We start from the raw sequence: 14,157 nt of genomic DNA, 5'->3' as shown, positions 1-14,157 counted from the left end.
CCTTACCATGCCCAAACTCACCGACACCTACGCTAGAGCTTACGATTGTTGTGACCGGATTCTCACCGAATTAGGCCGTTTTCCTACTATTGACCTGATCCGGGAGCGGATTGGGGTCAATAGTCCGACGACCATCAAAAAGGCGATGAACGAATGGACGCAACATTTTGCCGAACAGCATTTTGACAAATTGCACCGCCCCGATATTCCGGTGACACTCATCCATAGCGTCGAACAAGTCTGGAAACTGGCGGTGCTAGAGGCAGAAAAGGCCTATCTTGACAAAGAAAAAGCCTATCAGCATAGCTTGGCCGAAAACCAAGCGGTACTGGTCCAGCAGCAACAGGAACAGCAAACGTTAAAAGCCATACTTAGGGACACCGACACCGCGTTAGCGCAAGCAGGGCAATACAGCCAAGCCTTGCAACAGCAACTGAACGGACAGCAACAAGAGAATGCGGAGTTGCAAGAAAAGGTAGCGGCCAACGAAAAGCAGTTGCAGGAGCAACACAAGCTTATGCAGGAACAGGCTCTGCGTTGGCAACAGCAACAAGCGCAAGAGCAAGAGTGGTTTGCCCGGCGGCTCAGCGAGGAAAAGCAGTTTCTTGAAGAAAAATGGCAAGAAAAAATTCAAAGGCAAGCCCAACAAATTGCCGTATTGAGCGAATCCGAAACCAGCTTGCGCCAAGTCTGCGCCAGCTTGCGCCAAGAACAACAACGCTTGCAACAGGTTTTAAGTAAACTTGACCAAGGGCAGAATAAGCCGCACCGCTTTAAAATCAAATCAGTGCCTGGTAATAAGCCAAGCCGTTGAGTACGGAGCTTTCTTAAGAAAATACGATAAACATAAATTCTGCTCGACAAATACCTCATTAGGATTAAGATTATTGTAATCTGTTAATGCGTTAACCAGCGCTCATCTTAAGAGGTGCCTTATGCCACATCAGCAAACGCTTACTATTGACGGCAATCAGGCCGCCGCGATTATCGCCCATAAGCTCAATGAAGTGATTGCCATTTACCCGATCACCCCCGCCTCGCCGATGGGCGAATGGGCGGACGAATGGTCGGCACAGGGACAAGTGAATTTATGGGGGACGGTGCCGCAGGTCATCGAAATGCAAAGCGAGGCCGGAGCCGCCGGGGCGATACACGGGGCCTTACAGGCGGGGGCGTTGGCGACCACCTTCACTGCTTCGCAAGGCTTGTTGCTGATGTTGCCGAATATGTACAAAATTGCTGGCGAGCTGACAGCCACGGTCTTCCATATCGCCGCCCGCTCCTTAGCCTGTCAGGGCTTGTCGATCTTTGGCGACCACAGCGACGTGATGGCGGCACGGATGACCGGTTTCGGGATGCTTTGCGCCAACTCGCCGCAAGAAGTGTTAGATTTTGCCTTAATCGCCCATGCCGCCGCGTTGGCGGGGCGAATTCCGCTGATGCACTTTTTTGACGGCTTCCGCACGTCGCACGAAATCGCCAAGATTCAATTGCCCGATGATACGGTGCTACACGCCATGATTAACGAGGTATGGCTACACGCCCACCGCCAACGCGGCCTAACGCCTGACCGTCCGGTGTTGCGCGGCACGGCGCAAAATCCCGATGTCTATTTTCAGGCCCGTGAAACCGTTAATAGCTATTATCAAGCCATGCCCGGCCTTGTCCAACAGGTAATGGACCGCTACGCCGGACTGACAGGCCGTCACTACCAATTATTTGATTATTTTGGCTCAGAACAGGCCGAACGGGTCATTATCATCATGGGGTCAGCGGCGGAAGCGGTGGCGGAAACGGTGGACTACTTAAATAACCACAGTGAGACCGTCGGCTTGCTGAAAGTGCGTCTGTACCGGCCTTTTTCTGCCGAGGCTCTGATTGCCGCCTTACCCGCCACTTGCAACAAAATTGCCGTACTCGACCGCACAAAAGAGCCGGGTGCAGATGGCGAGCCGCTATATAAAGACGTGGTGACGGCGATTGCCCAAAATCACCGCAAATTTTCAGGTTTTCCGACCATTATCGGCGGACGGTATGGGCTGTCCTCAAAGGAATTCACCCCCGGCATGATTCGGGCGATTTTTGCCGAACTGGCACAACCGCAACCGAAAAACCCCTTCACCATCGGCATCTATGATGACGTTACCCATACCAGCCTAGCGTGGGACGCGGCGTTCCGCACCGATGCCCAGGCCGAGACTTTCCAGGCGATGTTTTATGGCCTAGGCAGTGACGGCACGGTGAGCGCCAATAAAAATACCATAAAAATCATTGGTGAAGCGACCGACCTATACGCGCAAGGGTATTTTGTCTATGATTCGAAAAAATCCGGCGCCATTACCGTCTCGCATCTGCGCTTTGGCAAACAGCCGATACGCTCGACCTACCTGATTGCCGATAACGATGCCCAGTTTATCGGTTGCCATCAAACGATTTTCTTAGAACGCTACGATATGCTGAAAAACGCCGCCGCTAATGCGGTGTTTTTACTCAACTCGCCACAAACGCCCGAACAGGTCTGGGCTTCGCTACCCGCGCAAATGCAGCAGCAAATGCGGGCGAAAAACCTGCGCTTTTATGTCATCGACGGCTATAAAGTCGCCGAGCTGTGCGGCATGGGCAAGCACATCAATACCATCATGCAAACCTGCTTTTTCGCCATTTCCGGCGTGCTGCCCCAAGATCAGGCGATTGCCGCGATCAAGCACGCCGTTGAAAAAACCTACCGCAAAAAAGGCCAGCGCATTGTCGAACTGAATTTTCAGGCCATTGATGACACCTTAGCCAATTTGCACCCGGTCAACTACGCCGCCCTACCCGCCAATGATACGGGTTGGAGTATCCCGTCCCGCATCCCGGCTTCGGCCCCCGATTTTGTCAAACAGGTGACAGGCGAAATTATTGCTGGGCATGGCGATTTGCTACCCGTCAGTGCTATGCCCTGCGACGGTACATTTCCGACCGGCACTGCCGCGTATGAAAAACGCAATCTGGCGATGGCAATCCCGGTTTGGGAGACCGATCTATGCACCCAATGCGGCAAATGCGTGATGGTCTGCCCACATGGCGTAATCCGCAGTAAAATCTATGCGACAGAAGCATTAGCAAATGCCCCCGCCAGTTTCAAACACGCACCGATGCTAGGCAAAGATTTTCCCGAAGGTTTGGCGATGAGCTACCAAGTAGCACCGGAAGATTGCACAGGCTGTACCTTGTGTGTCGACATTTGCCCGATACGCGACAAGTCCAATGCCAGCCGCAAAGCCTTAAACATGCAGCCGCAAGCCCCTTTAGTGGAAAGCGAGCGCGACAATTGGGCGTTCTTTTTAAGCCTGCCGGAATATGACCGCCGCCTGTTAAAAACCAACACCATCAAAGGCGCGATGGTCATGCAGCCCTTGTTTGAATTTTCCGGCGCTTGTGTCGGTTGCGGCGAAACCCCGTATTTAAAACTGGCCTCGCAACTGTTCGGCGACCGTATGGTGATTGCCAACGCCACGGGTTGCTCGTCGATCTACGGCGGTAACTTACCGACAACCCCCTGGACTAAAAATGCCGAAGGCCGCGGCCCCGCTTGGAATAATTCACTGTTTGAAGACAATGCCGAATTTGGCTTAGGCATACGCATCGCCCTTGATAAACAGCGCGGCCACGCCCAAGAATTATTATTAGACTTACGCTCCTTACTAGGGGCTGAAATAGCCGATGCCATCCTAACGGCCAACCAAGCCGATGAAGCGGAAATTTACGAACAACGCGAACGGGTCGCCGATTTAAAACACCATCTCGCCAAACTCAGCCACAGCAAAGCCATCGCCTTATTGGAACTCGCCGACCATTTATGTAAAAAGAGCGTCTGGATTATCGGCGGCGACGGCTGGGCTTATGATATTGGTTTTGGCGGGGTCGACCATGTCCTCGCCAGTGGCCGCAACGTCAATATTTTGGTACTGGACACCGAAGTCTATTCCAACACCGGCGGGCAAACCTCTAAATCCACACCCTTAGGCGCGGTTGCCAAATTCTCGGCAGGCGGCAAGGCGACCGCGAAAAAAGACTTGGCCTTATTGGCGATGGACTACCCCAACGTCTATGTCGCCCATGTTGCTTACGCGGGTAAAGACACCCAAACCCTGAACGCGTTCTTGGAAGCCGAAGCCCATGACGGGCCCTCGATCATTATCGCTTACGCGCCTTGTATCGCTCACGGTGTCGATTTGTCCAACAACCACCGCCAACAGAATTTGGCCATCAAAAGCGGGCATTGGCCATTATTCCGCTTCGACCCTAACAAAATTAAGCACGGCAAAAACCCCATGCACTTGGACTCTGCTGAACCCTCTATCCCTTACCGCGATTTTGTCATGAGCGAAACCCGTTTCAGCATGTTATGGCAAAGCCAGCCTGAGGCGGCGGAAGCGTTTTTGCAACAGGCGCAACAAGATGTGAGACACCGCTACCATTATTATAAACAACTGTCCGAACTGGTTTGGGATGAAAATACCTCCGTTTCGGCAGTCAAAGCCCAATTAAAAACCGAGGCCAGCCATGATTGACTTACCCAGCGTTGACTTAAGCACCCGTTACCTAGGCCTGCACTTGGCGAATCCGCTCATCCCGTCCGCCTCGCCCCTGAGCAAGGACTTGGACAGTGCGCGGCGGCTTGAGGATGCCGGTGCCTCAGCCATCGTCATGTATTCGCTGTTTGAAGAGAAAATCACCGCCGAAACCCGCCATTTCGCCCGCTTTTTTTTCCAGCAAGCACTAGGCCACGGTGAGGCCGACTCCTTCCACCCTGTTCCCGCCAACGTGCAGACCTACCAGCAACATTATCTGGAGCATCTGCAAAAGCTGAAGACCCACTTAGCCATTCCGGTTATCGCCAGCCTCAACGGCACATCCGTCAGCGGTTGGTTGGATTACGCGCGGGATATGCAAGAAGCGGGGGCCGACGCGTTGGAATTGAACATTTACCATCTGGCGGCTAACATCCTTGAAGACAGCCAAACTGTAGAAAACCGTTATCTGGATATTGTCCAAGAACTGAAAAAACATATCCGCTTGCCGATTGCCTTAAAACTGTCCGCACAATTTAGCTCACCACTCCATTTCGCCAAACGATTGGAACAGGCCGGTGCCGATGGGCTGGTCTTGTTCAACCGCTTTTATCAGCCCGATATTGATCTGGAGACCTTGCAAGTCGTGCCAAAATTGGAATTGTCCACGTCGGCGGAAGCCTTATTGCGTATCCGCTGGACGGCGTTAATGTACGCACGGGTGAAATTGTCGCTGGCCGTCACAGGCGGCTTCCATACCGCCCCTGATATTATCAAAGCCCTGCTGGCCGGAGCGGATGCCGTACAACTTTGCAGTGTCTTACTGACCCACGGTGCGGATAAACTGCGTGAATTATTAGGGGAATTGGCCGCGTGGCTGACCGAACATGAGTATGAATCCGTCAGCCAACTAAAAGGCAGCGTCAGCCAACAACACGCCATAGACCCCAGTGCTTACGAGCGGGCGAATTATGTGCAGGTGCTGGATAGTTATAGCTATCCGGCGGGGGTGTTGCGATAGGGACGACCGTGGTTTTTTACTAATTTTGCTTTTTATATTAAAAATCAATAGCTTGTTTAATATAGGAGAATGGTCAGGCAAGTCATTCTGCCCGGCCATTTTGCTTATTGTAGAACTACCAAATAGATTACAATTTTTTAATTTAACAAAAATCTCCATTTCAACGTAACCCTCATTTCTTATGTCATTTAAGTAATGCTCTAACATTAGAAATCCATCAGGTTCAAAACCACTATCTGGAAGCCAATTGGAGTAAGGTACTCCCCATTGTCTAGACCAAAATCTCATAAAATTAAGATAAGACATCTTTCCTAAATGTTGCCGTATCTCAGGTTAACCAACGCGGCCACCAAGCTCCATGTCAGGGAGTAGTTTTTGTGTTTGCCCCGGTAAACGTCTTTGACGATACTGAAAATCTTGCAGCGGCGGTTGAAAGCGGCTTGTCTTTTGTCTTTTTGACGAGCAAGACCGAATTCTGGTGGTGGCCGTGCTGGTTAACCTGATATCTGGCAACATTTAGGAAGGATGTCTAATGTCTATCATTACCAGATCTGGGCTATATTGGGATACTAGGCTAATGGCTTGGCCTCCTGAAAAAGCTGTCGCTACCTTTCATAGCAGAATCCTTCCAATTGGCTGCGAATATCCATAGCAATAATACCTTCGTCTTCGACAATCATAATCTTGCTGCTGCTAAACATCGTGGCTCTCCTTAAAAAGCGTTAGCAAAGCGTAAAAGGTAAATGCAGCCCCGTCTTGCCCGTCCAGCGTCATCTCCCCCATCAGTTGGTTGGTCAGCGTGGTAACTAGCTGCAAGCCTAGGGACGTACAGTTTCTGAAATCCACCCTGCTAGGGAAGCCGACACCAGTATCGGCGATCACTAGGATAAACTCGCCTGCATCCTCGGTGAAAGTGATAGCAATCGTACCGCGCCGACCTTCAGGAAAAGCATGTTTAAGGGAGTTTGTCAATAATTCGCTAATAATTAGCCCGCAGGGAATCGCGGTATCGACATCAAGAAATATATCATCAATGCGCAGGTTTAATAATTGGTTGGGTGTTTTTTGTCATGCTTCGGACTGCATTTGATTTTTGTGTGTTCCATAAAAGCAGTGAACAGCCAAGCCGCTACCTTACATTTCTAAAACTAACAAAGAAATATCATCTTCAAAATCGGCTCCGCCGCGCCATAAATGGATGTCGCTATCTAACAAACGGATCGCTTCTGCTACAGGTAGCCCCCGGGTTTTTTCCACGGCTATCCGCAAACGCTCGCTACCGAACATTTCTCCGGCAGGTGATTCGCATTCGGTTATGCCGTCAGAATACAAAACCAGCCTATCACCAGAACAGTAGTTGAGTACGATGGATTCATAATGGACATCGGCAATAATGCCGACTGCTAAGCCGCCATTAACAATCAATTCTGTCGGTTGTTGTTGGTGCAGATACAGTGCGGGGGGGTGTCCGGCTTGGCATAGTTCGATAGTTTTGGCTTTAGTATCAATCACGCCATAAGTCATCGTAAAGTAGAGGATATTATTGATGTCAGTCTGGAATTGGTGGTTCAACGCAGAGACAACAGCAGGCGCAGTCTGTACAACTTGGCGGTACGGTGCGTTTGGCAGGCTATGTTTTAGATAATTGCTGCCTTGGTGGGTGTCGGGAGACAACAAGCGGCTGAGGGTAAACGAGTGCATGGCGGAAGCAATACCATGTCCCGCCACGTCGATGATATAAAATCCACAATGGTGGTCATCCAACGGAAAAAAATTGAAAATGTCGCCCGATAAATGGGTTGAGGGATGGAATAGCCAGTCGATGGCGATGCCTTGGTTTTGGGTTGCGGCATCGGGCAGTAAGCTACGCTGCATGGCCGCCGCCATTTTCAAATCCCGGTTGATAATATCATTCGCCGCCAATAATTTTTTGCTGGTTTCAGTCAGGCGCAAATTGTTTTCTTGGAGTTCTTGCTCCAGAAGCAAAATTCTCTCCCCGGCGCGGATGCGGGCGTGCAATTCGTCAAACTGGATGGGTTTGCGTATGAAATCATCCGCCCCCGCATCCATGCCCTGTACCACCGACTGGGCATCCTCAAGAGCGGTGATTAAAATAATATAGATATAGAACGGCAATGCCAAGGCGCGTATTTGCTCACACAGCTCTGTACCGTTACCGCCTGGCATCAACCAATCAGTAATGACGAATTGGATATTCCCCTCTAAAACCAAGCTTATTGCCGTATTGATGTTATTGGTGGCAATAATATCGTAGCCACATTTTTTCAAGCTACCTTGGATCATGAGCCGCGTGATCGGGTCATCTTCGACAACTAGAATACGCATAGATTAGGGTTGTGGTTTTTAAAAAAGTGCGTTAGCCAATTCAATCGCCCAGCAATGCCGATAAGGCCGCCACTTGGGTCGGCAGAATTTCAAAAACGGTATGCAGGCGGGTCAGTTCAATTAATGATTGCACCACCGGACTAGTGACCAATATTAAGCGCCCAGATTTTATTTGCATGGCTTTAAATGCCGAAATCAGCACGGCACAAGCACTGGAATCTATAAACGTGACTTGCTCCATGTCAATCACCAGTAGCCCCTGCCCTTCATCAATGAGCGTTTTTAAGCGCTCGCGTACTTCGGATGCCTCCACCATCACAAAGCGGCCAGATAAAGCCACAATATCTATGTCACCCTGTTTTTGTTCGTTGATAATCATATTAAGCATTCCTTTTTTGCCAATTGTTATTGTATCGGTTCACTGCTGAGAGTGTCATTAATGTTAAGCTTTTTAATGTGTTGCCGGGCTATCTGTCCGTGCGCACTGTTGCGGCAGGCGCCAGGGACGCACAGTCGCCTTATTATCCTTAAGTATGCAACGTATTGACGTTGATGTCCAGATACAGAGCCGCCCAAAATTGGCGCATAAAAAATCATTTCCACTTCGGCTTAGGCCGGATGGTGTCTGAGCAGCCGAGGGAGCTTCCGCCCCGCCCATGTTTTACGGTATTGTCCAGCCGTAATTGACTGAACCCGCCTTTCCGTACGGCATGTTACCTTCACTATGGCAGACGGTGGCCAAACGTTTCACTACCCGCATTGCGTTCTTCCTTACCTTGATTGCCGGTCGCATAAACCAAGGTGGCAGCGGACTGTAGCAAGGTGGCGCGGCTGTCGATTTCGGTATAACGCGCATGTGCCAAATCTTTTTGCGCGGACAACAGTTCTATCACCGTGGAAAAGCCATGGTTATAAGATTCTTGGGTGGCGGCGTATGATTCTTCAGCGGCTTTCAACAAGGCTAGCGCAAATTCGCGTTTTTCCAACATAGTCTTGGTGTTGGCGTAAGCTTTCCAGATATCACGGATGATTTCCAGGCGCAAGGCCTCAAGTTCGGCTTTGGAGGCTTGTTTCTTGGCCTCGGCTTCATGGACGGCATTGCTGCGCTCAAAGCCATCGAACAACGTCCATTCTATCGTCAGCAATGCCGTGCCGACCAGATTGCTGGCCGAATAACTCCCATAACCGGGCGGTGTCGTATGCACATCGCCCCAGTATTGATTACCTAAGCTACCGCCGAGAGAGACCTTCGGCCAAAATTCGGCTCTGGCCTTCTTTACTTCCGCTTCGCGGGCACGCAATTGTGCAAGCCGTGCCATCAGATCGGGGCGTTGTTCCAAAGCCTGATCGGCAATTTTTTCAACCGACTGCACCAATTCTGCGGGTAACGGCAATTTGCTCAGGTCTATTAGCCGCAAGGAATAAGAGGGCGAGATGCCCAGGCCCGTTGTCAGATCGGCTTTTGCCTGAATGACCGAACCGCGGGCATCTTGGAGGTCATAGTTGGCTTTGGCTTGCTCCTGGACCGCCAACAGCACGTCGGGGCGCGTCGCCAGACCTTGGTCAAGCTTCGCCCGGACTGACGCGGTACCGGCATTTGCTGCCGCCAATGTTTGCTGCGCCGCCGTTACTTTGGCCAGGACGGCCTGATAAGCAAAAAAACTGTTGGCGACCCGATAGGCAATTTCTTGATGTTTGCGGTTGAAGGTAAAATTAGCGGCGCTCAAACGTTGTACGCCCGCGTCGATCACCGCCTCCCTGCGTCCGAAATCGAACAATGTCCATGCCAAATTTAAACTGCCCAAAGAAGAATAGCCATAGCTAGTCAGCGCCCCGCCGGGGATAGGGAAACTGGTTTTGAAATATTGCCCGAACGCCATTGCCGTTAGAGTCGGGTACCAAGCAGCGCGATTCCTCTCTAGCTTAGCGGCGGCGGCTTTTGCCTCTTCCCAACTAATCCGGGTTTCCGGGTTGCAATTCAGGGCAAGATCGACCAGCGCAGGCAGATCGTAAGTTAGCTTGGTATCGACCGGACTTTCTTCAGGCGGATGGCTGGATATAGCGGTTTGTTGCATACCGGCGGTACTCTCGCCCTGCCAATAAGCGGCAGGGTCAGCCGGAGCCGCCCCATAAGGGTTGCTAAACGGCAGGGGGCCTGGCGACATACAGGCTGTTAATGCCACCGCCAAAGCCATTGCCAAAAACTGGCCGCCCCGTAGCAAGTAGGCTAGGCATAATGGTAAATTGCTGCTTCGGTAACCCAGTAATGCCGCAAAACGTGAAACCATTTTTTCAAATGCCAGATCTGTTGTGGGATAAATAACTGCTTGTCCGCTTAATTGAGTGGCTCAACAGAAAAATTACGCCCATAATATAACAATAAGCATCCGAGTGATACACGACCCAAATCAAAACCAAGCAAATGTTGTTATTAAGATCATCGAAATTGAGTTTTTCGTTTAGTTACAGCTTATGATGTCCAAAGCGATATTGCAAAAATCAGGGGTTCCGGCGGTTTTGGCGGTTTTTTTGCCGGCTTGCGACCCGATACTGAGTATTGAGGGTTCATTCTGGCCCGCTTGGATTATCTGCATCCTTGCTGGTTTGGCGACAAGTATGGTGCTGATGTGGCAATTGGTGCGATACCGGCTGGCCGCGCATCTGGGATCGCCGCTGTTGATTGTGCCGAGCTTATGGGCGTTATGCACTTTTTCCATCTGGTTGTTATTTTACTCGACCTAAATGCCGGAGCCGCCCAATATGGAAAATAAGCCAATGGATAGCCAAGTTATCAATCTTAAGCGCCGCATCTTGCTAGGACGGCTCATTGGTATCTTAATCGTACTCGGTGCTCTGGTAACTGGGGCTTTGGCGTGGCGCATCAACTATCAGCATCCCCGTACTAACGACGCGATGGTGCGGGCCGACATCGTCGGCATTGCACCGGAAGTGAGTGGCCGTATCGTCGAACTGCATGTTGAAGACAATCAGTATGTTAAACAGGGCGATCTGCTGTACGTTATCGATCCGCGCCCGTACCAGGCCAAACTGGACCAGGCCAAGGCAGAATTGCTGTTGGCGGAAAAAGACGTGGATTCACGGCGTGCCTCCAGCAGTTCCGCAGAAATCGCCATCGGACGGCTGGAACACCAACGCACGGCTGCCGAAGCGGAAGTTAAACGGATTGAGGCGGAAGATGAGTATCTGCATAGCTATTTGGAACGCCTTGAGCCATTAGCGGAGAAGCAATACGTCACGGCAGACCAGCTCAAGCAAGCGCGTTCCAAGTACGCCGCTTCACGCGCTGAGTTGGCGGATGCCCGCGCCAAAGTGCTGTCGGCTCAAAGTGCCATTGCCGAGGCCAAAAGCGAGAGCCGTGGCGCGGTATCGTTGATTGCCCAGTCCGGCAACGTCAATGCGCGTACCGAAGTGGCTAAGGCGATTGTCGCTGCCGCCGAACTTGATGTGGAATACTGTTCAGTACGCGCACCTTTCAATGGCTATGTCACAAACCTGAATACCCGTGAGGGCGAATACGCCAAAGCCGGAACGCAAATGTTTGCTCTGGTTGATGACCGCCATTGGTATGCCATTGCCAACTTTAAAGAAACCTATTTGCAATCTATCCACCCAGGCCAGGAAGCGGAAGTATTCTTGGTCGGTTATCCGGGCAAACGCTACCGGGGTGTCGTGACCGGCATAGGCTGGGCGAATTCTCCTGATAATATCAAGCAGCAAGGCGTACTGCCGGAGGTTCAGCGCACGTTGAACTGGGTTATTCTGGCATCCCGTTTCCAAGTTCGGATTGAGATACCCGAACGGGATCCCGATCATCCTTTACGCATGGGTATGACCGCCTTTGTCACCGTTCTAGGTCGCCTCGCCGAACTGCCGGAGCTTACGCCAGTCAGTAAAACCCCTGTTTCGCGATGAGCAACGGCGGCCCGCAGCCCGCTTCGGTGCCGAACGAAAGGCGCGGCGGCCTCTGGTTCGGCACCAGCCTGACACAATTCCTGATAGCTGAACTTAGGGATTTTCCGGGGCGGCGGGTTGCCGCATTGCGTTTGTTCATCGTTTCGCTAATCATTGCTTTGGTCAGCCAAACCCTGCATGTGCCGCCATTGGGGGCGATTGCGTTGCTGATCTGCCTGAGTTACGACGCGTATGCGAATGCCGGCCAATCCCTGGCGTTCGGGATGCGCCAACTGGGATATATTAGCGTCACTACCTTAATATCGGTAGTGACGCTGATGTTTGCCGGTAATGATGCTTGGCTGTTGCTGCCTCTGTCTTTTATCATCTTAGCGGTAGCCCTGTTTCATGCCCGCTTGATCGCTTGGCCTACCGGTATCGCGCTATGGTATTCAGTAGCGGTGTTGTATGGCCCAAGCACGCCCGAACAAGGCATTTACAATGCGTTGTGGAATATCCCTATTATCGGCGTATTGGCTATCGGTTCATGGACAGTGGTGCATCTGACCATTAAACCGCAAGACCCGCTCAAACAACTGAAGGCAAGTATCGCGGCGCAATTGGCGGCCGTGGAAACTATTTTAAGTACACGTCTGGCCGACAGCGGTGTGACGCTTCAGACACAGGCTATGCCAAAGCATACCATCCCAGACAGCTTGGGTAAGATTTTGGTATTGCTGGCCAACACGGAACTGCTACATCCCTCCACACATCAGCAGCACGACACTTATCTTGCCTTATTGCTGGAAATTGATGGCCTGCGGCAGATCGCCATCTGGCTGGATCAGACCTTGACACCAGCGTTTCGTAGGCAACCGATGGATCAGGAGAAGTTAAATGTCTATCTGGCCTTACAAAGTGCCTGCGCAATGTTACGGCAAGGCGTGGAGGAATCACGCGATGTGTCCGGGCAAATCGGTACGCTGCTGACCGACGCGGTGCTGCATAGTTATGCGCCGCAAACCAACCCCTCGATATTAACGGCTATGTGGCGGGCACTGCAACGGATTACCGGACTGCTGCATGACTTGCATCAGCCCGATACGGACGTGCCAACTTTGGCTGGCGAAACGGACGATGACGAAACAGAGGGCCGTTGGTTTCCGGCTTGGTTTGGCTATGCATTTTGGGCCACCCATGCAGATAGCTTACAATTTGGCATTAAATTTTCTTTAGGGGCGATAGTTTGTGCATTGATCGTGGAAAGTTTAGGTTGGCCAGCTATCAATACCGCCATCCCCACTTGTCTGGTTGCCGCGCAGACCAGTCTTGGCGCCGACTACCGTTTATCGCTATTGCGTTTGTCGGGTGCGGTTGTAGGTGGCTTGTGCGCCTATTTTTACGTGCTGGTTTTCCAGTCCCAGCTTGACACGGTAGCGGGCTTTGCGCTGGCAACGGCGCCGTTTTGGGCTTTGGCTGCTTGGATTTCCTCGGGTAGTGAGCGTATCGCTTATCTGGGCAGGCAACTGGGGTTTTCGTTCGCCATGTTCGTGTTACATGATTTTGGCCCGGTTTCCGATCTTTATTTGCCGCGTGACCGCGTTGCCGGCATTTTTCTGGGCATTATCGTGATGGGCGTGCTCGATTACGCGCTATGGCCGCGGCGTTCGATTGTGCTTGCCCGCCACCATAGCATAGCCGCATTGCACACCATAGCCAAGCTGACTGCCCGATTGCCGGATTTAGGCGTGTTACTCACGCATACCCTGCCATTACGTTTGTCGGCAGATAAAGATTTGGCCGCGGCTCAGGATTTGGTGGTTCACGCGATACTGGAACCGGATGCTAAATTAAGCCACAAAATCTATGAAAGGACAACGCTGAGTGCGTTGATTGAAGCCGCCGGAAAGTTGTCTGGCCTGCTACAGATTCGGCGCCGCTATCGTTTGTTGAGCGGGCAGCAATTTAGCCATTTTCCTGATGAGTTGCAACAATATAGCCGCGCTTTCGATAAGGCTTTGGCAAGCGAGTTGGAGAATGCGGCATTGATGCTGCAAGGCGGGCAACAAGAAACTTGGACTGAGGTTGCCGATATCCACGAGTTGCTGAAACAAAGTTATACCAAACATCACCGTATCGACAGCTTACCTGCTGATTTGGCTTTGGAATGGGAACTGCGCTTTAGGCTAGACCAGCAAATCATGGAACTTGTGGAGAAAATCCAAATAACGGCTCGGGATTCTGTTGATCTTTGACAGGCATCTTGGAAAATGCAACTTATCGCCATTTTTGTTATGGGGCTTCATTTGCACGTTGCTTTAG

The 14,157-nt window shown here is 51.4% G+C and carries 10 protein-coding genes; 6 read left to right on the top strand and 4 right to left on the bottom strand.

Translation table 11 applies throughout. The features are described 5' to 3' along the window. The first annotated feature begins 7 nt into the window (after positions 1-7). The 3 genes from CEK71_RS06410 (at position 8) to CEK71_RS06400 (ending at position 5,577) form a co-directional block, all read left to right on the top strand. On the top strand, positions 8-814 hold the full coding sequence (locus CEK71_RS06410) for a DNA-binding protein (protein ID WP_088618607.1): 807 nt from the start codon (positions 8-10) through the stop codon (positions 812-814). Positions 815-935: 121 nt separating this feature from the next. Next, positions 936-4,556, top strand: a complete 3,621-nt coding sequence (nifJ, locus tag CEK71_RS06405; RefSeq protein WP_088618606.1) for a pyruvate:ferredoxin (flavodoxin) oxidoreductase — start codon at positions 936-938, stop codon at positions 4,554-4,556. Beyond that, complete coding sequence (locus CEK71_RS06400; protein WP_088618605.1) at positions 4,549-5,577, top strand: dihydroorotate dehydrogenase-like protein; 1,029 nt, start codon at positions 4,549-4,551, stop codon at positions 5,575-5,577. Before nifJ ends, CEK71_RS06400 begins: the two co-directional genes overlap by 8 nt. A 693-nt stretch (positions 5,578-6,270) precedes the next feature. Here the strand turns inward: CEK71_RS06400 and CEK71_RS06390 are convergent. The 4 genes from CEK71_RS06390 to CEK71_RS06375 form a co-directional block, all read right to left on the bottom strand. Continuing rightward, on the bottom strand, positions 6,271-6,603 hold the full coding sequence (locus tag CEK71_RS06390) for a sensor histidine kinase (protein ID WP_269766619.1): 333 nt from the start codon (positions 6,601-6,603) through the stop codon (positions 6,271-6,273). A gap of 108 nt (positions 6,604-6,711) precedes the next feature. Then, positions 6,712-7,923, bottom strand: coding sequence for a SpoIIE family protein phosphatase (locus CEK71_RS06385; protein ID WP_088618603.1), 1,212 nt, complete (start codon positions 7,921-7,923; stop codon positions 6,712-6,714). Positions 7,924-7,963: 40 nt separating this feature from the next. Next, positions 7,964-8,302 carry an STAS domain-containing protein gene (locus CEK71_RS06380; protein WP_157679028.1) on the bottom strand — a complete coding sequence of 113 codons (339 nt, stop codon included), beginning with the start codon at positions 8,300-8,302 and terminating at the stop codon, positions 7,964-7,966. A gap of 343 nt (positions 8,303-8,645) precedes the next feature. Beyond that, on the bottom strand, positions 8,646-10,211 hold the full coding sequence (locus CEK71_RS06375) for a TolC family protein (RefSeq protein ID WP_232463775.1): 1,566 nt from the start codon (positions 10,209-10,211) through the stop codon (positions 8,646-8,648). A gap of 184 nt (positions 10,212-10,395) precedes the next feature. On the opposite strand from CEK71_RS06375, the gene CEK71_RS06370 reads away from it, so the two are divergent. From CEK71_RS06370 to CEK71_RS06360, 3 genes are read left to right on the top strand one after another with little or no spacing between them, the layout of a single operon-like run. Continuing rightward, entirely contained in the window at positions 10,396-10,665 is a 270-nt protein-coding gene (locus CEK71_RS06370) for a YtcA family lipoprotein (protein ID WP_088618601.1), read from the top strand. Between the two features lie 18 nt (positions 10,666-10,683). Continuing rightward, entirely contained in the window at positions 10,684-11,856 is a 1,173-nt protein-coding gene (locus CEK71_RS06365) for an efflux RND transporter periplasmic adaptor subunit (RefSeq protein WP_088621524.1), read from the top strand. Next, positions 11,853-14,090 (top strand): FUSC family protein, encoded by a 2,238-nt coding sequence (locus CEK71_RS06360; RefSeq protein ID WP_088618600.1) that lies wholly within the window; start codon positions 11,853-11,855, stop codon positions 14,088-14,090. Before CEK71_RS06365 ends, CEK71_RS06360 begins: the two co-directional genes overlap by 4 nt. The last annotated feature ends 67 nt before the right edge of the window (positions 14,091-14,157 follow it).

Source organism: Methylovulum psychrotolerans, from assembly GCF_002209385.1.
GTDB lineage: Bacteria > Pseudomonadota > Gammaproteobacteria > Methylococcales > Methylomonadaceae > Methylovulum > Methylovulum psychrotolerans.
The sequence above is the reverse complement of the archived record's forward strand: the minus strand, read 5'-3'. Positions and strand labels throughout refer to the sequence as shown.